The 22001-nt window shown below is 60.5% G+C and carries 16 protein-coding genes; 7 read left to right on the forward strand and 9 right to left on the reverse strand.

Annotation, left to right across the window (positions count from 1 at the left end; all coding sequences use genetic code 11):
• The 7 genes from U5A57_RS17970 (at position 1) to U5A57_RS18000 (ending at position 9513) form a co-directional block, all read left to right on the forward strand.
• Complete coding sequence (locus tag U5A57_RS17970; protein ID WP_321913022.1) at positions 1–2304, forward strand: condensation domain-containing protein; 2304 nt, start codon at positions 1–3, stop codon at positions 2302–2304.
• Between the two features lie 31 nt (positions 2305–2335).
• Complete coding sequence (locus U5A57_RS17975) at positions 2336–3556, forward strand: SGNH/GDSL hydrolase family protein (RefSeq protein WP_321913023.1); 1221 nt, start codon at positions 2336–2338, stop codon at positions 3554–3556.
• 41 nt (positions 3557–3597) lie between these two features.
• Entirely contained in the window at positions 3598–4584 is a 987-nt protein-coding gene (locus U5A57_RS17980; protein ID WP_321913024.1) for a cupin-like domain-containing protein, read from the forward strand.
• 195 nt (positions 4585–4779) lie between these two features.
• Positions 4780–5862 carry a glycosyltransferase family 2 protein gene (locus U5A57_RS17985; protein ID WP_321913025.1) on the forward strand — a complete coding sequence of 361 codons (1083 nt, stop codon included), beginning with the start codon at positions 4780–4782 and terminating at the stop codon, positions 5860–5862.
• Positions 5855–6310 carry a GtrA family protein gene (locus tag U5A57_RS17990; RefSeq protein WP_321913026.1) on the forward strand — a complete coding sequence of 152 codons (456 nt, stop codon included), beginning with the start codon at positions 5855–5857 and terminating at the stop codon, positions 6308–6310. Before U5A57_RS17985 ends, U5A57_RS17990 begins: the two co-directional genes overlap by 8 nt.
• A gap of 391 nt (positions 6311–6701) precedes the next feature.
• Positions 6702–8468, forward strand: coding sequence for a hypothetical protein (locus tag U5A57_RS17995; protein WP_321913027.1), 1767 nt, complete (start codon positions 6702–6704; stop codon positions 8466–8468).
• A gap of 127 nt (positions 8469–8595) precedes the next feature.
• Complete coding sequence (locus tag U5A57_RS18000; protein ID WP_321913028.1) at positions 8596–9513, forward strand: transcriptional regulator; 918 nt, start codon at positions 8596–8598, stop codon at positions 9511–9513.
• 225 nt (positions 9514–9738) lie between these two features.
• On the opposite strand, the gene U5A57_RS18005 is transcribed toward U5A57_RS18000, so the two are convergent.
• From U5A57_RS18005 to U5A57_RS18045, 9 genes are all read right to left on the reverse strand, one after another.
• Positions 9739–10815: a glycosyltransferase gene (locus U5A57_RS18005; RefSeq protein WP_321913029.1), complete on the reverse strand. Its 1077-nt coding sequence runs from the start codon at positions 10813–10815 to the stop codon at positions 9739–9741.
• 32 nt (positions 10816–10847) lie between these two features.
• Complete coding sequence (locus U5A57_RS18010; RefSeq protein WP_321913030.1) at positions 10848–11954, reverse strand: glycosyltransferase family 1 protein; 1107 nt, start codon at positions 11952–11954, stop codon at positions 10848–10850.
• A gap of 255 nt (positions 11955–12209) precedes the next feature.
• Complete coding sequence (locus U5A57_RS18015) at positions 12210–13304, reverse strand: acyltransferase (RefSeq protein ID WP_321913031.1); 1095 nt, start codon at positions 13302–13304, stop codon at positions 12210–12212.
• A 21-nt stretch (positions 13305–13325) separates the two neighbouring features.
• Positions 13326–14234, reverse strand: coding sequence for a glycosyltransferase family 2 protein (locus U5A57_RS18020; RefSeq protein WP_321913032.1), 909 nt, complete (start codon positions 14232–14234; stop codon positions 13326–13328).
• Between the two features lie 130 nt (positions 14235–14364).
• Positions 14365–15663 (reverse strand): oligosaccharide flippase family protein, encoded by a 1299-nt coding sequence (locus U5A57_RS18025; RefSeq protein ID WP_321913033.1) that lies wholly within the window; start codon positions 15661–15663, stop codon positions 14365–14367.
• Positions 15656–16930 (reverse strand): hypothetical protein, encoded by a 1275-nt coding sequence (locus U5A57_RS18030; protein WP_321913034.1) that lies wholly within the window; start codon positions 16928–16930, stop codon positions 15656–15658. The genes U5A57_RS18025 and U5A57_RS18030 overlap by 8 nt, the downstream gene beginning before the upstream one ends.
• A 189-nt stretch (positions 16931–17119) precedes the next feature.
• Positions 17120–18337, reverse strand: coding sequence for a glycosyltransferase family 4 protein (locus U5A57_RS18035; protein WP_321913035.1), 1218 nt, complete (start codon positions 18335–18337; stop codon positions 17120–17122).
• On the reverse strand, positions 18325–19428 hold the full coding sequence (locus U5A57_RS18040) for a glycosyltransferase family 1 protein (protein WP_321913036.1): 1104 nt from the start codon (positions 19426–19428) through the stop codon (positions 18325–18327). The genes U5A57_RS18035 and U5A57_RS18040 overlap by 13 nt, the downstream gene beginning before the upstream one ends.
• 309 nt (positions 19429–19737) lie before the next feature.
• Positions 19738–21936 (reverse strand): GNVR domain-containing protein, encoded by a 2199-nt coding sequence (locus tag U5A57_RS18045; RefSeq protein WP_321913037.1) that lies wholly within the window; start codon positions 21934–21936, stop codon positions 19738–19740.
• Positions 21937–22001: the final 65 nt, after the last annotated feature.

Genomic DNA, 22001 nt, shown 5'->3' on the forward strand with positions numbered 1-22001 from the left:
ATGAACGGGATAGCCTTGAATATCGCGCCTGTGCAGGAGGCCGAGGCGGGCCATGCCCTGTTCCCGGCGACCGCCTGCCAGGTACGCTACTGGCACGAGCAGAAGGCGTCGCCGAAGGCCTCCGCGCTCAATATCGCTTTCCGGCTGCAATTGTCGGGACCGCTCACGGCCGCGAGCATCGAACAGGTGCTAGCCGAACTGGTCGCGCGGCACGAGATATTGCGCACCGGCTTTCTGATGACCGGCGCGGGGCTGCGCCAGCAGGTCTGGAGCCGCGCCCCCTTCCGGCTGGAAGTCGTGGATCTGGGCGGTCTGGACGAAAAGGCGGCGCTCGCCGAGGCGCAGCGTGTGGGTGAAGCGCAGGCCCGCACGCCTTTCGAGTTGTCGTCCGCCTCGTTTTTCCGCGCCGTGTGGTTGCCGAGGTCGGGCACGCAAGGCGAATTGCAGCTGACCTTCCATTCGCTCGTGATGGACGGCTGGTCGTTCGCGATCCTCGTGCGCGAACTCGTGGAAGGGCTCGCGGCGTTGCGCGCGGGCCACGATCCCGACCACCCCGACGTCGACCTTCACCACGGCGACTACGCGCTGTGGAAGGGCGAGTTCCTGGCCAGCGCGGCGATCGATCGCGCTCGCGTGCATTGGCGCGAGGAGCTTAAGGGCTTCAGCCGTTTCGATGTGGCGGGCGATCGCCCCCGGCCATCGGAACGGCGCTTCCAGGGCGTCATTCGCTCCATTCTGTTGCCGGACACGCTGAGCGAACACCTGATCGCGGCCGCCAAGGCGCAAGGCGTCACCCTCTTCAGCGTGGCGGCCGCAGCCCTCGCGATGTCACTGCAAAAGGCGACCGGCCAGGCCAAAGTCGCCATGGGCACGCAGATGTCGGTGCGCGATCAGCAGGAACTCGAGGGCGTCGTCGGGCCGCTCATCAACACGGTGATCCTGCGCCTCGACGTGACCGATGGCAGCACCCTTGCCGACGTGACCGCGCAGTGCGGCGGCAAGCTCAGCGACGCCATCGAGCATCTTCACCTGCCGTTCGAAGAGATGATGGAAATGGCGGGCGAAGTGTCCGAAATGAATCGGCCGCCGCTATGCTCCGTCAACTTCGCTCTGCAGCAAAGCTTCGTTGGCATGGGCGACGAGGTGCGCCGCCAGGATTACGCCGCGACGACTTCACCCTCTTTCAACGCGGGCGCGCTCTACGACCTCAACTTCTTCATGGTGCGGCGCCCGGAGGGCTGGCGCATCTCCTGCGAAGGCGACACGGACCTTTACGACATCGAGACGATCGACCGGCATCTCGCCAATTGGCGCGAGGTACTGGAAACGGCAGAAGTCATGCCGCAACGCCCGCTCGCGCCTGCGGCCGGGAGCGAGACAGCGCAAGTTGCGGGCGGTGTGGGCGTGAGCGGTTTTCTCAGCCGCGCCGAGCTGGAGGCGAAAGCGCACAACATCGTGCGATTCAACGAGGATGGTTCGCAAACGCCCATCATCGTACTCAACAACATCGCGGTTCTCTATGAGCTGGCCAAACAGGTCGGTGACGAGCGAACCATTGTCGACGTACCCATGGTGCCGAAGACGCCTCAGCCCAACTTCCCGTTGCGCGCCTTCGAGGATCTCGCCGCGGACGCCGTGCGGCTCATCCGGCTGATCCAGCCGCATGGCCCCTATATCCTCATGGGCTACTGCGTGCTGGGCGCGATGGCGCTGGAAGCGGCCCACCAGCTGCGCCGCGAGGGCGAAACGGTGGAACTCGTCGTGCTCACCGATTCCTGGTGCCCGGGTTACCGGGAGACGATGCCCTGGTACGATCGCCTGTTGCGCAAGTTCCAGGTGCGCATGGACGACATCCCGCGCGACTATCGCCTCGCAAGGCGCGGCGAGATGTCCATGATTGCGTTCCTCCAGCAGTTTCGCACTGTTCGCCTGCTTCGTCTCACCCAGCTCGCCGTGAAGTTCGGACTCTTGAAGAACGACAACGCGAACAACATGATCGACGACAACCTCTGGTACGGCCGCAATATCGGCTATCTGCGCGAACAGCAGGTGCGCTATCGCCCGAAGGCCTATGACGGCAATGTCCAGATCTTCCGCAGCGGTCAGGTGCTCAAGGGCCGCCTGTTCGCGCAGGACATGGGTTGGGGTGAAGTGGTCACCGGCAAGCTGGTCGTCACCGAGGTTCCCGGCATGCACAACCAGATGTTCCGCGCGGCCGGCGCTGCTGTCATGGGCAAGCAACTGCTTGAACGTCTGGCCGCAACCGTGCGAGGCAAACAGGAAAGCGCGCTTGAGGGACCATGATCTCGATGCGTCACATCAAGGTAATTGGCCTATGTCCCGTTCGCGCAAGTTCTTGCTGGTCGCCTGCTTCGGCGCGCTGACCGTGGCCGGTCTTTTTGCCAGGCTCGCCCTTCCCGGCCTCTTTCGCCGCGCCCCCGTTGCTGTCGCTGTCGCGGCGGAAGCCCCATCCGGCAGGATACGACTCGCAGTGCTCGGAGACTCCAACAGCGAGTCGTACCATGACACGCTGACGCCGGGTGGTCCGGGCACGCGAGGCGGCAAGTGGAGCGCGACCACCTGGCAGTGGACCGAGGTCCTGGGTCAGCTGCGCGGTGACCAGATCGATCTCGGGGAATGGGGCGCCTGGGGCACAGGCAAGTACCGCGCCATTGTCGGGGAAGCCCTCGGTTCCCTCTCTCGCACGCCCCCCAAGGTGGACTACCGCTATAACTTCGCGATTAGCGGCGCGACTTGCGACCAGCTGATGGGCAAATCGCAGCGCCAGGCCATCCGTCTCGTCGATTTGATGGACACAGAACCCCAAGCCTGGCGAGGCGGCATCGTGTTCATTCGCATCGGCGACAACGATCTCAGCAGCCACGAGCTATTCGACGAGATGTCGCGCGATCCCGCTGCACCGCACCCCGCAGCCGTGATGGACGCCTGCATCAAGTCGATTGGCGAAGCCGTCTCGCTGATCCGCAAAAATCATCCGGATACCTATGTCGTGCTCTCAACCGCGGCCAGCGGCGCGGATTGGCCGGGCGAGTTCGACAGCTGGCAATCCGCCAGAGAGATAGCCAATATCGACGCCGGCGTCGAGCACTTCAACAATGGCTTGCGCGCGCTCGCTGCGGCGGATCGCCATGTCTACGTTCTCGAAGACAACGCGTGGTTCAGAAGCATGTGGGGTCAGCGCGACGCCCAAGGTCGGCCAAACTACAAGACGGTTCGCCTGTCGCCTGGCTGGGCCATCACCAATACCTCCGGCGACGATCCGCACAACGTCTTCCTTGCAGACAGCCACGCCGGCGTAGTCTGGAATGCGCTTTGGACACAGTACCTCGTCGTCTCGCTGAACAACGCTTTCAGATTGCACATCAAGCCGATTACGGATGCCGAGGTCGTTGATTTTCTGCGACCCAGCTTCAAAGCCGCTGACACAGCGTCGGCGTCCCGCCATGAACCAGCCAGGGAAACCGCCCAGTTCCGGGTAAACGTCAAAACGGGTTTGGATGTTCGTCAACGCACATCGGGTGAAGAGGCGCAATAGTAGCCTGCAGGCAGTGTCCCTCCTACCTACGAAGGTGTGCCATGTCTGTGACTAGCGATGGTACGGTGTTGGCCGATGCATCACGCCGACTGACCTCAGACGACAAAATCCTGCACGCTTCCAGCACCGAATTCAAAAGCAATTTCAATCTTCATCCATTCAAGTTCAATCACGTATTGCATGAGAGTGGATTGTTCGAGATCCCGAGGGTCGCCGAACTCGCCCAACTGATGCTCGAAAAGAACGGCAACGCTCGCGCGATCAACTTCAAGAATAGCGCGCTGGATGCCAAGTTCAGCGCCATGCCGCATAGCAAGCAGCTGGCCGAGGCGTTTGCCCGTGTTCACGAAAACGACTCATGGATCAAGCTCACCCAGGCACACCTGTTCGATGCCGACTATGCTCAGGTTCTGGATGCAATCACATCCGAGCTCGAGGATTTGTCCGGTTTCCCGCTGCGCAGCGACATGACCCTGGTGACGATGACACTGTTAGTCTCCTCGCCCAATATCTCGACGCCCTTCCATATCGATCACGAAACCAACTTCCTCTTCCAGTTGCAGGGTTCGAAGGACGTCTGTCTGTTCCCCGCAACCGATCGCGAGCTGGTGCCCGACCAGGAAGTCGAACGTTACTACGCCGGCAACTTCGAAGCGGCGCGCTATCGCTGTCAGTTGCAGAGTCGCGGAACGATCTTCCGGCTCAACCCGGGGGAGGTAGTGCATCACCCGTCACTGGCGCCGCACTGGGTCAAGAACGACAACAATGTTTCGGTGAGCATCAGCATCAACTACTGCATGAAGTCGCTGGAGCAACGCGCCAGGGTCTATCAGGCCAACTACGTTCTGCGCAAGATGGGTCTGAAGCCGCTGCCGCCCGGCGTTTCGCCGTTGCGCGACAAGCTGAAAAGGAAGGTCATCTCGACGCTGGAACACCGTGACCCCAAGACCTTTTCCGAAGTCGTTCACTGGCCGGTGACCCGATTAAAGTCCCCGCTGGATGCGGTTCTGCGCCTCGTCAAACGCTGAACCGCTACGGCGATCAGTGTGCCCGAGCGCACGAACGCCGGGCACGCATCGCTCTAGACTTTAAGTGCGCGCTGTTCGGGCGCTCTGCTTTGTAGCAAGTCCTGAACGGACAGACCGCCGGGGCAAGCCGCGAACAACGTTTGCGATGAAACCGTTACACCAGCCGGACAACCGCGGCATCTCCGCGAGGTAACCATGGACTATGTCGGCCGACCTCACTTTCTGGTTCCGGAGACGCTTCTGAGGGAAGCGCCAACCTCGCCGGCCGCTTCGCGCGATACGACCGCCCAGTCCAATCCGGCGCTCGCGCAAACGCCCGTGGTCGACGAACCGTGCCTTCTGTCGCTCGTCGTGCCGTTCTACAACGAGGAGGAGATGATCGGGGCGTTTTTCAGCGCGGTGATTCCCGTACTCGAAGCGATCGACGGAACACAGTTCGAGATCGTCTGCGTCAACGACGGCAGCCGCGACGACACGCTGCGCATGCTGATCGCCAGGTCCAATGACGACAGCCGCATCCGCGTCATCGATCTGTCGCGCAATTTCGGCAAGGAGGCAGCACTGTCCGCGGGGCTCGACGAAGCTCGCGGCTCGATCGTGATCCCTTTCGACGCCGACCTGCAAGACCCGCCGAAAGTCATTCCGTTATTGGTCGAGAAATGGCGGGAAGGCCATGACGTCGTCGTCGCCAAACGCGTCAGCCGGCTCACGGACTCCTTTCTGAAGCGCCAGACCGCAGCCATCTTCTACCGCATACACAATGCGATGTGCGACACGAAGATTCCGGAAAACGTCGGTGATTTCCGCTTGATTACGCGTGAGGTCGTGGACGCCCTCAAGCAGCTTCCGGAAACGCGCCGCTTCATGAAAGGCTTGTTCGCCTGGGTCGGATACCGGACTGCGGTCGTCGAATACGTGCGCGAACCGCGTCTGGCCGGCAGGTCGAAGTTTTCCGGGTGGAAACTGTGGAACTTCGCCCTGGAAGGCTTCACGAGTTTCAGCACGCTGCCGCTTCGCGTATGGACCTATGTCGGCAGCTTCGTGGCGCTCGGCGCTATCCTGTATGCGTCGTTCCTCATTGTGCGCACCCTGATTCAAGGGGTCGCCGTACCCGGCTACGCTTCGCTGATCTCCGCCGTCCTTCTGCTCGGCGGGGTTCAATTGATCGGCATAGGCGTGCTCGGCGAATACATCGGCCGCATCTACCACGAATCGAAGAGCCGGCCGGTCTACCTGATTCGCAGACGCTATCAATCCGCAGGCCCCAACGATGCCTGATCTGCGCGCGGCACGAAGGTTTGTGGTCTATGCGGGCGTCGGTGCGATCGGCACTGTCACGCAGTATGCGATCCTGGTTGCGATGGTTCGCTCCGGCTTTTCTCCGGCCCTCAGTTCGATGGTCGGGGCGAGCTTCGGCGCAATCGTCAACTACAGTCTGAACCGCCAGATTACGTTCCGAAGCAAAAGCAATCCACTGTCGACCGCGCCGAAGTTCGCCATTATCGCCTTGCTTGGCGTGCTCACGAACGGCTTGTGCATGAAGTTCTTCGTCACCAGTCTTGGTATGAACTATCTGATTGCCCAGCTGGTTACGACTGCCCTCGTTCTCGGCTTGACCTACCTGCTCAACTCCGCGTGGACGTTCAATGAGAAGGGGCGCTTCTCCGCAACGGCCCCCACTGCGCCTGCCAAGGTCCCGACGGCAGGCGACACATCGTCGTCCTGAACGTTGCGCAACGAGCAACGCACGCCCATTCGCCTCGCGCGATCGAAAGCCGCGTTGCCCAACGCACAGAGCGGTTCGAATCCACCGGCTACATTCGTCGCGTGACTTGCCTACACGGACGTAAGCGAGACGCCCTGCTGTCACACGACGGCCGGGACGACATCGAGCGATGAACGAGGCGTGCAGACACACGCTACAGATTCCGGGAGGTTCGCCACACTGCGCGGGAAAGTTCCGGATCTTGGCGGCGTTCGCGGCCGACATGGCAATCATCGGCCCGTGCTCATACTTCGACTGATATTGGGCGTTAGCAGCTCGTTTCGCTGATTGGACCACTGGGCGACTAACCCTTTATCGATTGATCTTCTGGCTGCGAGCGTGGAGGTGCTACATGACAATAAAGTGGTCACGGGGGAATGTGCATCTGATCCTGTCCTGGATCGTTGTCGGCGTACTCGGTATCGTCGAAGGACTCTACGGGCGGACGCAATACTATGGCGACTGGATCTCCTATCTCAATGTGAGCTGGGCCGTCACGCACCTCGATTGGCGCGAGATTTTCAATCCCTTCTGGAATCCCGGATATCCCGCATTGGTTGCCGGTGCCCGGGCGCTGGCTGCCCCCACTCCGGAGGGTGAGTGGTATGCCATAACGGCAATCAACTGGGTCATCTATCTGGTTGCTTATGCCGCTTGGCGCGGACTGATCCGGAGCGCTCTCGCGCTGTTTTGGCCTGATTCGATTGCGCTGGGCAAGCACCCATTTACGATCTGGATCGGGGTTTGCGTTTTTCTCGGCGCGTGTCTGGCGCTGGACTCCGTTTCGGCCGCGTGCCCCGACTTGCTCGTGACCACGGGCTTTATCCTCGCTTCGGGACTGCTCCTCTCCCTGATCCGCCGTCGGGACCTGCTCACTGCGACTTTGCTTGGTCTCGTCCTTGGTCTCGGCGTTTGGGTAAAAGGCGTCTTCACTCCATTCGCCTGCCTGTTCCTGCTGACGCTTTTCATCTACTGCTGCATGAGGGGCGGCTTGTGGAAATCGTTAGGTGCGGTTGTGGGAACCTTCGGTGTTTTCTTTGCCGTCTATATCGCGGGGATTTCCTGGTCTTATGGGGAATTTACGCTTGGCGCTTCCGGTGCCTTGAATGTCCCCTGGCACGTGAACGAGCTGCCTCACCTGACCAATTGGCAGGGCGGCCCGGCGCAGTTCGGCCGGCCAATCCATCCGACCAGTCAGCTTGTGGCGGGCCTGCCTGCTTTCGGCTTTGGCACCCCTTTCCACACGACTTACCCCCCCTATAACGACGTCGCATATTGGTACAAGGGCTTCAAGTCGTTCTTCAGCCTGAAAATGCAATTGATCGCAATGGGCCGGTCGCTGTGGAGCTTGCAGCAGATAATCAAGCAACATCCAACGGTGCTTTCGCTCGCCGCGGCTCTCTTGTTTATCGTTGCCAGACGTTCATGGCGTGCATCGCTCGTCAAGGCAATCATTCGAACGTGGCCATTGCTGTTGCCGACCGTCGGCGGCTTTGCCACCTATTTCATTGTTCATGTCGAAGATCGCTACCTCAGTGCGTTCGTCATGGTCATTGCGCTTCTCACGTGGGCGCCATTGCTCGATGTCACGCTGCAATCTCGCCGCCTGCTCACCACAGCCCTCGCCATCATCTACAGCGCCGGTCTGATCGGAGAACTCGCAATAACAGATGGGCCTTCGTTCGTGGCGGCGGCCCGTCAAGCGGACTTTCACGACGACCCGAAATGGCGGATTGCCGACGCGCTGACTGCCCAAGGGTTGCAGCCGGGCGACCCGATCGCTGTGATCCGGGATAGCTATCCCACTGTCAGGGTCAGCTGGGCCTACGTGTCGCGCTTGCGCATCGTCGCCGAGTTTGGCGGTCTCCCGTACCGTGTCGAGCCCCAGGACCGCAACCGCCTTGACCGCAAAGACGAAGTCCTCTGGCCGAATTTCAGTGAGACATTCTGGACGCAGCTCACGGCGCAACAGCGTGATGAGGTCATGCAGGCGTTCCATCAAACCGGCGCGCGAGCGGTCGTGTCGCTAGCGATGCCGAACATAGAACCCGGCCCTGGCTGGGTAGCCCTGAAGGGAACGCCCGCGTGGCTTTACAGGTTCGCCGATGCGGCCAAATAGACCCCAGGCCGCAACTGACTTTAGATAACGAGTTGTACGTGTTTCGCGCGGTCCAACGCAATTGGGTGCCCAAATACCAAGGGATATTGCTTATCCCAACCCTCATTAGATTGAAAGGAGCGATCACATGGAGACCACTACCGTTCCCCCGGTTCTCGAAGCGACATTGCCTGAGAAGTGGATCGACGCGGATGCTGCGGTGTTTCGGGAAAATTTCGAGCGGAAGAGCTTCGACGTCTCCCACCATCTGGCATCCCATCCGCTCTTGCAACTTCCTCAATTGATGGAATTGGCGGAGCGGACCCTGAAAACGCGTCCAGCTGACCTCTACTACGACATGGGTGACGTCTCGCCTGGTCAAAAATGGAAAGATACGGATCGCGCGTTCTCGCCGCTGAATGCATTAGAGCAGCTGGAAGATTCCAACGCCTGGTTCATCTTCAGAGGCCCGCAACAAGATCCTGCCTACGCCGAGCTGTACAGGCATGCGATGGCGGAAATCAAGGGTATGGTGGGCGGCGACATCGAATCCATGATCAAGCGGGAAGACCTCATTATTTTCGTGACGTCACCGAAGCGGGTGACGGCGTATCACATCGACCGCGAATGCAATTTCATCCTTCAAATCCACGGGCAAAAGGATTTGTACGTCTTCGATCGGGAAGACCGGCAGGTTCTGCCGGAGGCGGAACTCGAGCGATTCTGGACCGTCGACCACAACGCGCCGAACTATCGACCCGAGTTGCAGGACCGGGCGAAGACGTACAGACTGGCTCCCGGAAACGGCGTGCACGTTCCGGTCAATTGCCCGCACTGGCTGAAGAACGGCGACAATATCTCGGTGACCTTGAGCGTAAATTTCCAGTTTCTGAACACTTTGCGCGCCGACGTCTATCGGGCCAACTATTACCTTCGAAAACTCGGACTCAACCCCACTCCGCCGGGACGAAGCGCCGTGCGCGATCGCGCCAAGGCCGCAGCGTTTTCGGCGGTGAATGCCACCCGGCGAGCTGCGATGTCGACTTTTAAAGGGGGTGGCGACTAGTATTACGTTCTTACCAGGAGTGATTCGCCCGCCCCAGGCCTCGACGATACTCGGCCTGCGGCGCGTGAAGCTCCGGCTTGGACGAAAGACCGGGACGGTCGCGACCGCGCTTCCGGCATTGCCCTGGCCCGCCCGGCCCGCCGTGGCGGGCCTTGCTTTTTTTAATGTGCGAGATCGCCAGCGGTCATTGAGCCCGCGGCGTTCGGTCCAGCACGATCGAGCGGATTACCCGACCTTCTCGACCAGATCTCTCCAACTGGCGAGTATCGGTTCGCGCGCAAACATCCGCAGATGCGCGCGCGCCTGGGCAATTCGCCGGAGGCGCTCCTCTTCCGGCATTTCGGCTAGCGAGTACATCCCATACGCGATCGATTCACGAGCAAGCGGATCGGCGCACAACATCGCGTCGCCACCGACTTCCGTCAAGATGCTCGCGCGGGAAACGAGGCATGGCAAATCGTGCTCTATCGCCTCGATCACCGGCATTCCGAATCCTTCCAGCAGACTCATCAGCACGAAACCGGATGCGTTGCGGTAAAGCCAACGAAGCTCGTCATCTCTCGTGTATCCCGGCATCACCACACCGGGAGATTGCCTGGCGAGTTCAATAGCGACGTCGGCGCCAGACTCGCGCCCGCCGACAATGACATATTGCCAGCCTTTCTCCACGAGACCGCTTGCCGAGAACGCCTCAATACAACGCGCCTGGTTCTTGCGATCTCCGATACTCCCCACCGTCAGCAGGAAACGGCGCGAAACGCCTTCCACTGGACGCACCTCTCCTTCCTTGACCCCCAGGCGAGTGGGAATGTAAATGACGTTCGACGAGGCGAAGTCATCACCGTACAGCCGGTGAAATTCCCGCTGGGAAGTCTTGCTGACAAATACCATGTGCGGCTTCATTCGCTGGATCTGCTCATAGGCGAGGAGATACAGGTCTTTCACACCCGGCGCGAAGTACTGCGGATGCGTGATCGGACCCACATCGTGGCAGAGCACAATGTCGCGTGCTTCCAGACGATGGCGCACGACACTCAGTGGATCGAGATGCAGCGTTGGGCGTGGATCGCGGATGGCCGGCAACAATGAAACCAGCCGGGAGTGGCGTACCCGCGCAATGGTTTCCTTGTGAGTCAACCGGCCGACGACCCGGCGCATCAGGTCGCTGTGGGGAAATTCGTGAAATCGTCCGTAGTGCACCCTCGTCACCCTGGCTCCGAGCGTCGAAATGATGTCCTTCCCCAAAAATAGCTTGCCGGTTCGATCATTGAGCGCCAATGAGAAGTCGACATCAATAGACATTGCGTGCCCCCGAAAGCTCTCTTTTAAGATGTTCAGCCGCTCGCGGCCTTCACGGTCTCGAACACGCTGCGCGCCGCCTGTCTCCAGGTGAAGCCGCCTGCCTGCCGGAGTCCAGCGGATATCAGGGATTGCCGCACGTTTTCATCGTTGAGTATGGCCAGAATATTCAGCCGCCATGCGTCCGGGTCCAACGGATCGGCATACAGCACCGCCTTGCCGCAAACTTCCGGAAGCGCACCAAACGGCGCAGCGACGACCGGACAACCTAGCGCCATCGCCTCCAGCGGCGGCAAACCAAACCCTTCCGTCAGCGAGGGAAAGGCCAGTGCGCCGGCATGGCTCATCAGCCCAACGAGCTCGGCATCGCTAATGCGTCCGGTAAATCGCACGTTTGGAGGCACGGTATGCCCGAGATATTCGAAGTCGGCCTGCGTCGCCCCGCCGAACAGCACGAGTTCGACGTCGCTCAGCTGTGCGCCTGCGAAGGCCTTCAGCAGAATGCCGATGTTCTTGTGCTTCTGCGTGTTCGCGAGTGCGAGCACATAGCGCCGCGGCTTCAGGCCCAACACAGCAAGCTGCCGCGCGTCGGGCTGAACCTGCAGGACATGGTCGCAGCCGTTATGCACAACGACGATCTTGTCGGCGTCGGCAACGCCATAGCGGACGAGCTCGCCCTTAGAAAACTCGGATACGGTAAAAATGATCTTGTGCCGCTTACCGATGAAAAAGTAGAGCGATTTGTACCAAAGCCGAAAAGGAAGCGAATAGGATTCGGGGGCCGAATACACCTGGGCGTCGTGTATCATCGTCGCCGAATCCCGGTGAATCAGTGGCCCGAGGTTGCATAAATTGAGTATGAAGTCCCTTCTGCGAGCCAGCGGGAGATAGCATTGCTCCCACGCGATCCGGTGAATCTTGCGGACCCAGCGACTCTCGCGAACGCACGAAATGTTACGGTAGGGCGGGATCTCGACGCGGTCTCTGACTACGAGTGCGCAATCGACGCCGCTGCCAGTTTGCCCGGCAATCAACGCGTCGATCGCGGCAACGAGTTGCTCGGCGACCTTATGCACGCCCGTCGGCCCTGCCCCGAAGAACTTGCCGTTGAAAGCTATCGTCTTCGACGCGATCGTTTTCATAATCCACCCCCACGTTCAAGCGTCAATTCTTCTCACACCGTGTCCAGGCAACCGATCGGATGACCGCTCGAACGGCCACGGCGATAGCCGCGGCGTTTCCGGGCAGTTTCGCGCAAACGCGCCTTCCCCCTAACGCGGGGCAATGTTGTTTTCTCCGACGCGTATGCTATCGACACAGCCAGCGCGGCACTGCTGGATACCGCACGCAAACGCGCGCATATCCAGCGTGCCCGCGGGCGAGCGCCGCGCGCCGGCTCAAACGGGTGTGTCGGCCGCCGTGGTGTCGAGAACCGGTTTAGGCGTCGATCGGCCAAATCGGGAAACGAGCCAGGCGCGTATCGGCGTATCGATGAACCGCATGATGAGATAACTCGCCAGCAGGATCGCTGGCAAGAACACGACAGCCTCCAGAATAGGATCCTTTCTGTGCATCAACTGCTGATAGGTGCCGTTGAGCCAGACAAACGTGGGGTAATGCAACGCGTACACCGGGTACGACAGTTCGCCAAGAACGAGCGCGACTGCCCGCACGGGCCCGGTGAGCGCAATCGAAGACCCGCCGAGGATCAGCAACGGCATCACGGCGGCAGCCCACAGCCACTGTACGAAGAAGGGGATCTGGCCATTCCACCCCATAATGACCATGGTCATCACGCACGCTGGAAGAAATAGCGATTTCCAGATCTTCAACGAGAGCAGCCCGAATTTCACATTGCCGTGATAAAGCAGGACGCCCAGATAGTAAGCGCCGAATACGCGTGGAAAACCGGAAAGGAAAGTCTGCGGTGTATCGCCTCCCATGCCAAACACAGAGGTAAGCGTATAGCCCGCGATCGCCATGACGAGTGCGAACTTCATGCCGTCAAATCGGCGTGTGAGCATCCAGAAGAGATTGACGACCAGCTCGAGAAAAAGCGTGTATTCGGGGCCATTGAGCGGAAAAACCTGTGGCCCTCCAATCGCATGCGGAGCACCGAAGGTCGGAATGCATGATAGACCGAGAAGCGTGGCGGCCGCGAGCCAGCCTGGCGAAATGTCGGAATCGTGAAGGAGAACATATCTCGCCGCCAGATACGATGCACTCAACAGAGTTCCGATGACGATCATCGGCATCAGCCGTATGAGTCTGACACGCGCGAAAAGCGCTCCGCTCATCCCTCTTTCGAAGCGGCCACGGTACGCCACGCACAGGACATAACCCGACAGGCCAAAGAAGAAGTCGACAGCAATGCCCGCGTTGGGGGCCAACCATGGGATCCCAAGCCAGTGATTGAGGTGAAAGAGCAGGACAGATATGGCTGCGAGGCCGCGCAGGCAATCTGGCACCGCCAAATGGGAGTCTTTGTTCATCGCTAGCGACTGCCACTTTCTCTAAAAGCTCTCGGGTCGCTCGGGCGTCAGCCTTCCTCGAAGGAAGTCCCACAACCCGATCAAATTGCCAACCAGACGCCCTCGCCGGTCGATCCATGGCTCCGGTGCGAAGCTTCGAACAATATTGCTCGCGATATTGCGCATGACATGATCGACCGCCGGGCGCAAAGGCATCGTCTTCTTTTTCACCAGATACAGCGGGTTGATCACCTGCGAATAGCCGAGCTTGCATCCGGACACCCTGCCGCGCTTGACTCCCAGGTGCACGCCGAGCGCAGTATTGATACGCACGACGAGATCGCCCCGGTTCCAGATCTGGCCTCCGAAATCACGATCCTCCTGCCAGCCATAAAGAACGAGGCGCTCATCGAAGCGCAGGCCAGCGATGCTGCTGGCGCGGAACGCCATGTTGCACCCATAAGGGCCACCGGTCGGCGCGACGATCATCTTTTCCGGCACTTCGCCGATCCCGGCAACGAGTGCGCGCCCTTCATCGAAGGAATAGCCTGGCCCATGAATGCCGTCCGCGATGACGGTGCCGGTGACACACGCAATGGACGGATCGCTATCCAGAGCCTTGAGCGCTTGCGCAATCCATTCGCTGTGCATCAGAAAGTCGTCGTCCAGAAAAATCACGACGTCGACATCGTTCGGCACATGATCCAACGCGTGATTGCGTTGCGTCGTGAGCCCAGGGCGCCCCTTCAGCACGATCATTCCAGGTTGGACGGCCAGGTCGCCAACATCCTCATCGCAGACGCAGGACACGATAATGAGATCAGGCTTCACCGTTTGCACGTTGGCGAAGGCAACGACGTCCTTGAGAATGTCTGCGCGACCACGCGTTGCAAAGATCAGGCAGATTTTCGGATCCTTGCCAAATGAAGGCCGACTCATTGGCTCGGCCATCGTGACTCGCGAACTGAAGCTCGATTCCATCATTGACCTCATCGACCATTGCCCGCAGGAATGCGCAAGACGTATGGGCTGTCTTCACGCGTACACCACAACGCATGTGCAAAACGATTCGCGTATGTCGCTATTCGAGCCATCTTCCAAATCTCGCCGGTAAAGAGACGCCTTCGTTGATCCCGAGAATCTCGCGGAACAACCCCGCCTTCCAGATCCCGAAAATCAACATCACCAGCAATGATCCTTCCGCCAGTATCCGCGCGTACACCATGCCCGCGGCCCCCCAGTGGCTGGCAAGGGGAATGGCCGCCACCAGGTTCACCACTGCGCTGATCACACCGCTCCAGGCAAGCAGCTTCTCGAGTTTGCGGGGAATCAGAAAATAAATGCCCAATACCCGCGTGCAAACGGTAAGCGGCAGAATGAACACCATAATATTCAGAACCGGTACGGCATGACGCAGCTCCGGTCCAAATATCAGCGGTATGAGCCATTCAGAGAGCAATCTCGTGAGGATCACACCGGCTACCGCTCCCACAAAGAAGACAGCAAATGTCCGGCGGGCAAGCAGATTCGCTCGGGCCGGGTTGCGGGTCACCAGATACATGACCTTCGGCGCCAGGATCTGCGCGGCGGGCGCCATGATGCTCAGCGCGGCTCCCACCAGACGCTCGGAGAGACCAAAGGCACTCACTTCCTGGGCCGCGGCCAGTAGCGACAATATATAGGTGGATGCATCCAGCACCAGGACTGCCGTTCCGCTGTATATGAAGATCGTAGCCGAGCGCTTGATCAGACCCACTGCCGCACGCACGGGTGCAGTGAAGCCGGTGTATTCCTTTCGAACCAGCCAATATGCCACCAGCGTCTGGATCATGCTGGAGGTGAAAATCACCGGAAACGCCAGGTCGACGTCAGTCGGCTTGCGAATGAAGGTGAAGATCAGCGCGAGCGAAAGCAGAAGTCCCAGTACTTCGATCAGGACGTTCGTGCGCGGACGTCCCGTGCTGGTGAAATACCAGCCGATGTTGAAGGCGGACAGCAACCCTCCCGCGACGACGAAAAGGCCTGCAAAAGGCACATTGGCAATAATTTCCGACCTGCTGACCGCAATGCCTCCTACGATCGCACCGGGAATGCTCAATAGCAGCCGGGCCGTAAATTGATCCCGAAAAATCGTATCGCGTTCGCTCGCGATTTCGGTATGGACGATATCCCGTCCCCCGATGGTAGAAAACCCGAAGTTGACGACCAGCCAGAGAGCACTGGAAAGTGACAGCCCGGCCAATACCACACCGTAACCACTGGAACCGAGCACTCTTCCGTAATAAGGAATCAGGATGAGCGGGTAGAGGTAACGAATTGCGTACGAAAAATAAACGGCCAGTAATTCAAGCTTGGATAGCGACGCCTGCACCTTATTCATGAGCCCCCCTGGCAACCCACCCACCACGCGCGGGCACACGTCGCAGCACACGCGGCGAGAGTGCGCCCGCTGCGGCCGCGAATATATAGAAACAAGAACCGAGTTCGAAAACGCTAAGCGAGGCCGAGGCGACGATCAGCGTGGCGATCATGGCGTGCCGCGCCGAATAAGAGATGGCGCGCTCCGTGAACGGATAATGGGCAGGCACGGGCGCGAGCAGCGTCTTGCCGAGGAACGTCCCGTAACACACTATCCCTACGACACCAAGGCTTGCCACCAGCACCACCAGGAAACTCGACGCGCGAATGCTTCCCAGCCCAACGCCTATTCCATACGTCTCGAAGAAGTTGGTGATCCCTTGGGAATTCCATCCCATCCGCTCGACGCCGGAATCACTATCCGCCTTGCTCAAAATCGCGGCGTCGACGAAATCCCCGAGCACTTTCACCACGCCTGGCAGAAAGACGATCACATAGAGCACACCCAACAGGCCCGCGCAAGCCGAGATAACGCACAGCCGTTGCTTGCGTACGGGAGCAAAACGCGAGATAACACCAGGCCGGCTGAAGAGCAGTACGAACTGATACACCCCCAACCCGACATACGCCGTTCCCGAAGTCGACAGCAGCAGCAGGCATCCCGTTGAAATAGCCAGCGGACCGGACAATTTCGAACGATAGCCGACGAGCCAGAGATTCAGGCAAAAGACAAAGATCGGCAGCGTAAAAGCCGCGAAACCCGAGGTTTCACTGAACGTGCCGCTGATGCGAACCATCCCGGCCATTTCCTGGCCGGTCAAATCGGCGAACTGCGCCGTCTTGATGGTCGAGAGGATGTCGAGGCCCGCCGCGTGCGCGACGATGTCGATGACGCCGGCAAGCACGTCAAGCGAGGCAAGCAAAAAGATGGCGTTTGCGAGCGTCCGGTACACACCGCGATATTGCAGGAACGCAAACATGGAGCAATAGACGATGACGTCCGCGATGCAATAGATCGACTGAGACAGATTGCCTGACACAGGGCCAAGCGGCTGCAAGATGATGAACTGGCTGCTGCGGTCGACGGGGAACACGAGCGTCGCACCGCTCAGCAATCGCGGCAGCAGAATGGCACCCGTCACACCCCACAGGCAGGTACAAAGCAGCCAGAAGCCGGGCTTGTCCAGCGTGACCGCGTCGGCAAGGCCCTTCCCGCCCGCGAGATTGAACGCCCTGATGGCGAAGAATGCGAGAAAGACTTGCGCGGGCAGAATGCCGATGCCGCCCAATGAGAGCGCGAGCGTGCATCCAAACAGGGAAAACACCGCCATGCCGTAAATCGCGCCGCGATACGACACATAGAGCGCCGCCAGTCCGGCGACGAACACGATGACTCCGAATATCGTCAGTTCCACTTGCCGATGCCCCCATCCGTTCACCCAGCATTCGTGCGTGAACGATCTCGTTATCGCGCCAACTCAGGCTGAGTGCCAGCGCCGCACCACAGGCGGCACATCGGCAAACCCTTTGTCGGCATCCATCGCACGCTCCACGACGCTTAAAAACTCCTGCTTGAATCGCTCTTGCGTAAAGCGCATCGCATTGCGACGGCAGACTTCCGCTTTGATCGGTGGCAGCCGTTCGAAACGCTCCAACGCATCAACGATCGATTCCACACTCTGTTCGCTGAAGAAAATCCCGGTGCCGCGTTCGGGGTCCGGCGAATCCACCACGATTTCGCGCGATCCTCCACGCCCCAAAGCGATGACCGGCGTGCCGCACGCCTGCGCCTCGACAACCGAAATGCCAAAGTCCTCTTCCGCGGCGACGACGAAAGCGCGTGCGCGTTGCATGTAGTCCACCAGAACCGTGTCGGGCTGATAGCCGAGCAAGGTCACATTGGACGTCGCGCACGCCTTGACGCGGGCAAAGTCGGCGCCGTCGCCGATCACCACGAGACGCCGCGACGGCATCGTGGCAAATGCCTCGACGATGAGCGGGATGCGCTTGTACGGCACCATGCGCGAGGCGATCAAATAGAAGTCTTCATGGCGGTCAGCCAATTCGAACCGTTCCACATCGACTGGCGGATAGACCACGGCGGCTTCGCTGCCGTAGGCCTTGCGAATGCGCCGCCCCACAAACGCGGAATTGGCGACGAAGGCATCCACGCCATGCGCCGTGCGCTGGTCCCAGATGCGCATGTAGTGAAGCAATGCGCGCACGACCCAGCTTTTCATGCCGCGCTGCAGCCCCGCCTCGCACAGATATTGATGCTGCAGATCCCACGCGTAGCGAATCGGCGAATGGACATAACTGACGTGCACCTGGTTCGGCCCCGTCAAGATGCCCTTCGCCACCGCATGGCTCGAAGAAATTACGAGATCGTATGACGAGAGATCGAACTGCTCGATGGCGAGCGGCATGAGCGGAAGGTAGCTGCGAAACGATTTGCGCGCCCGCGGCAAATGCTGAATAAACGAGGTCGTCGCGTGTCTGCCGCCCAGCACGCCACGCAGCGACTCCGGGAAGAAGTCGACGACGCTGTAGAGATCCGCCTGTGGAAACAACTGGAGAATCTGCTCCACGACTTTTTCCGATCCCGCGTAGGTGACGAGCCACTCATGCACGACCGCGACACGGCCGAACCTGCGTGTATCGTTAGCGAGATTCGATGCGAGCGTTACGTTAGCCACGGCGAGATCTCCTCGATCAACCTGGTGGCAGTTGCTTGCCAGGTGAGTTCCGCAGTCCGGGCGCGGCCTCGCTCACGTAGACTGTCACGCAACGCGGCATCGCTCGTGATTCGCTCAAGCAAGCTCGCGAGCTCCGCAGGATTGTCCGGCGAGGTGTAGAGCACGGCGTCGCTGCACGCCTCCTGGACAGCCGGCAACCGCGAAGCGATGACCGGGCAGCCAAGCGCCAGCGCCTCGACTGGCGGCAGTCCGAAGCCCTCATAGCGAGACGGATAAACGAAGCACGCTGCGCGCCGGTAGAGCGCCGCGAGTTCGCCGTCACTCACGTACCCGAGATGTTTCACGAACGCGGGCAACGCGTCTTGCCCCGTTCCGTAGACTCGTGCATCGCCGCCGCCCACCACGACGATGTCGAACTGCGCGTCGCGGATCAGTCGCGCCGCATCGGCGACAAGCTGAAAATTCTTGTGACGATTGAGGCTGCCCACCGCAAGCACGAATGGACGCTCGTCGAACGAATTTGCCGCCTTGCCGCCATCCTGTTGCACACGCAACATGTGCTCGCCGCTCTCCGACACGACGCCGATCTTCTCCGCAGGAATGCGGTACGCGTCACACAGCTCGCGCCGCGAAAATTCGGACACGGTGATCACGCGGCGCGAAATGCGGCCAAGGCGCGGCGCCATCAAGCGATACCAGGCGACAAATGACCGGCTATAGCTGTCCGGCACGCGCGCAGGCGCCGCGTCGTGCAGCACCGTAATTTGACGGCGATACAACAGCGGCCCGGAGTTGCAGAGATTGAGCAGCAATCGGCCGCGTGCAGCTTGAGGTAGCGCCAGTTGCTCCCAACGCAGGCCGCCGCCTTTTCCGCTCGCTCGCAGCGCGACGTGCCGAAACGGATTCGGCATGGCGGCCAGTGCTTCGGGCACGATGATTTCGGTCCGCACCCCGGCGACGCGTGGATCGCCCGACTCGATCAGTTGGTCGAGTGCACGGATCGTCTCGAACGCAAAGCGATCGACACCCGTCGCGCGGCGTCCAAGGAAGCGGCCGTTAATCGTCAGATTGGGGGCAAGCACGTGTTTCATCCCAAGGTGGAAGGCATCGCGCACAGCCGGAATCCGACGGGCTGCGCCATGCAGTTCATATGTCTTGAAGTGTCGCCGGTCTTGGCACCGGCGAATGTTCGCCGTCGCTCATGTCGCGCCAACTCACGCGTCTCGAGGCGTTTTCGAAGAGTCGTTTGCGAATTGCCACGGAAAGTCGCCGCTAGTGCGAACGACGGGTGACAGGAGAGCGTGATGGGTTCGCGCCGAAGGCGCGGGCTGAAGCAGGTCGAATCCGCTCCAGCCCATTTTTGAGGCGCCGCCTGGCTGGCAATTGCCGGCAGTACGCGGCTATTCCGCCCTTGCCGCGCCCGTATCCTTGGCAAAGCCGTAGCTCGAATAGCCGTACGCGGCATATTCGTTGCCATAGCGCCCCGGACGCGAAGTCATGTCATTGAAGATCACGCCGCGAATCGGCACGCCAACCTGTTCAAAGCGACGCACGGACTCGCGCAGATCAGCGACGCTCGTCGCACCCTGGCGCGCGATCACGAACACGGTGCCAGCCAGCCTCCCGATGATCCCGGCGTCGGCCACCGGCAAAATCGGCGGTGCGTCGATCAGCACGAGGTCATACGTCGAGTTGGCCCATGCCACGAAGTTCCTGAACGCGTCTTTGCGCAGCAGTTCGCTGGCATTGGTCACATAGCCCCCGGTCGCGACGAAGTCGACGCCTGGCATCACGTCGCGATTCACCACGTGGTCATAGCTTTGGCAGGGCTCGAAAATGTTGGTGACGCCCGGCATGCCCGGCACCGCCATATGCTGGTTCAACGTGCCGCGCCGCAGATCCGCGTCGACGAGGAGCACACGCTTGCCCGACGCACCGAATACGGCCGCCAGGTTGACCGAGACGAACGACTTGCCGACCATCGGTGTCGGCCCTGCCAGCAGCACGACACGATTTTCTGCCTCCTCCAGCGAATGTTCGAGCGCGCTGCGGAAGCTGCGCAGGCTCTCGACCGCCGGATCGAACACGGCCTTGTGGGCGAGCACCGTGTTCGTATCCGGCGCGCCGTGCGGCAAGCGACGCGTGAGCGAATGCTGAATGCGGCTGCGCGGTACGGCCGCGAAGACTGCCAGTCCGGTGCCCGCTTCGATCTCGTCCACGACGGTGACACCGCGGTTGAGCCGCTGACGCAGCAGCACGAGTGCCGCACCGGCAAACAATCCGGTAAACACGGCCGCGACCACGATGATGGCGCGCTTCGGCCGGATCGGTCCTTCAGGCGGCACCGCCGCGTCGATCATGCGCACATTCGACACGCGCCCGGCTTTGATCAGACGCAACTGCTCGCGGCTGTTCAAAAGATTCGTGTAGATATTCGTATCGACGGTGACTTCGCGCTGCAGGCGCACGAGCTGCTGCTCAACCGGCGGCAGCGCGCGGGTCTGTCCAGCGAGGCGCTCCAGCGACTTCTCCGCTTCGGACAGTTGCCCGTTGATGGCGACGAGAGCCGGATTGTCGTCGGTGAAACGGGCCATCGCCTGCGCGCGTTGCTGCTGCAGGTCGGCGATACGCTGCTGCGCCAGTGCCGAACTCTGCAACAGCGCCGAAGCTTCGGCATCCAGATTGACCGCGCCGTGCTCGGAGCGGAACGTGTTGAACTCGTTCTCGGCCTTCTCGAGCTGTGCCTTGAGCAGAGGCAGTTGCCGGTCGAGGAAGGCAATCTGCTTTTCCGCTTCTTCCTGCGTGCGCTGGGCGTTCTGCCGGATGTACTCGTTGCCGATTGCATTGAGAATGGTGCTGGTCAGAACCGGGTCTTCGCCATCCAGCGCGACGCCAATGACATCGGACTCCTTGCCCTTTTCCGTAATGGCGACCGCCGTCTGCAGCGACTGGATCGCGCTCAGTTCGGACACGCGCATCACGTTGAAGATCGTGCCCGGTTGGCCGTCTATCCGGCCCACGAGGAGGTCGATCGCGCCGCCCACGGTCGGCGCGTGCAGCGCTTGTCCCACATGCCCTTCGAGCGTGAGGCCGGCGCCTTCGAGCGTGTAGGCGCCGTTGCCCCGGTAGGTCAAGACGAACGGTCTGCCTTGCAGGCGCGCCGGCACGTCGAATTGCGTCACCTCGATCGCCTCAGCACCCCATGCATATCCGCCCCAACCCGACCAGCCGTCGAGGCTCAGATGCCGCGCAGCCCAGCGGCCCACCACGGGGAAGTAGCGCGGCGTCGCCTTGATATAAAGCTTCGTCGCATCGACGGCGGACGACACGACCATCCGCGAACGCAATACCTCCATTTCCGCCGACGCCTGGGTCTTGACCGCGAACTGAGAGGACAGATCCGCCAGCGCCGATTTCGCCGCGTTCGGGCTCTCCTCCACCTGGATGAGCATGTCCGATTGATAGACGGGCGACGCCAGTACCGCATAGAGGGTGCCGATAAGCGTAAAGATGATCGTGACGATCAGGATCGTCTTGCGGCCCGCATATAGCGTATCCAGCAGATTGCCCATGTGTCCGCCGTCGGGGGCGATCGGCATGATCGTCTCCGCTGGCCCTTCAAGCAGGAAGTCGCGGTTATTCATCGTGTTCCCCCGATTTCGAA

This window comes from Paraburkholderia sp. J11-2 (assembly GCF_905220185.1).
GTDB lineage: Bacteria > Pseudomonadota > Gammaproteobacteria > Burkholderiales > Burkholderiaceae > Paraburkholderia.

Bases quoted from the DNA above. Each gene is read 5' to 3' on its own strand.
- U5A57_RS17970 (WP_321913022.1), top strand. From the start codon at position 1: ATGAACGGGATAGCCTTGAATATCGCGCCTGTGCAGGAGGCCGAGGCG.
- U5A57_RS17975 (WP_321913023.1), top strand. From the start codon at position 2,336: ATGTCCCGTTCGCGCAAGTTCTTGCTGGTCGCCTGCTTCGGCGCGCTG.
- U5A57_RS17980 (WP_321913024.1), top strand. From the start codon at position 3,598: ATGTCTGTGACTAGCGATGGTACGGTGTTGGCCGATGCATCACGCCGA.
- U5A57_RS17985 (WP_321913025.1), top strand. From the start codon at position 4,780: ATGGACTATGTCGGCCGACCTCACTTTCTGGTTCCGGAGACGCTTCTG.
- U5A57_RS17990 (WP_321913026.1), top strand. From the start codon at position 5,855: ATGCCTGATCTGCGCGCGGCACGAAGGTTTGTGGTCTATGCGGGCGTC.
- U5A57_RS17995 (WP_321913027.1), top strand. From the start codon at position 6,702: ATGACAATAAAGTGGTCACGGGGGAATGTGCATCTGATCCTGTCCTGG.
- U5A57_RS18000 (WP_321913028.1), top strand. From the start codon at position 8,596: ATGGAGACCACTACCGTTCCCCCGGTTCTCGAAGCGACATTGCCTGAG.
- U5A57_RS18005 (WP_321913029.1), bottom strand. From the start codon at position 10,815: ATGTCTATTGATGTCGACTTCTCATTGGCGCTCAATGATCGAACCGGC.
- U5A57_RS18010 (WP_321913030.1), bottom strand. From the start codon at position 11,954: ATGAAAACGATCGCGTCGAAGACGATAGCTTTCAACGGCAAGTTCTTC.
- U5A57_RS18015 (WP_321913031.1), bottom strand. From the start codon at position 13,304: ATGAACAAAGACTCCCATTTGGCGGTGCCAGATTGCCTGCGCGGCCTC.
- U5A57_RS18020 (WP_321913032.1), bottom strand. From the start codon at position 14,234: ATGGCCGAGCCAATGAGTCGGCCTTCATTTGGCAAGGATCCGAAAATC.
- U5A57_RS18025 (WP_321913033.1), bottom strand. From the start codon at position 15,663: ATGAATAAGGTGCAGGCGTCGCTATCCAAGCTTGAATTACTGGCCGTT.
- U5A57_RS18040 (WP_321913036.1), bottom strand. From the start codon at position 19,428: ATGAAACACGTGCTTGCCCCCAATCTGACGATTAACGGCCGCTTCCTT.
- U5A57_RS18045 (WP_321913037.1), bottom strand. From the start codon at position 21,936: ATGCCGATCGCCCCCGACGGCGGACACATGGGCAATCTGCTGGATACG.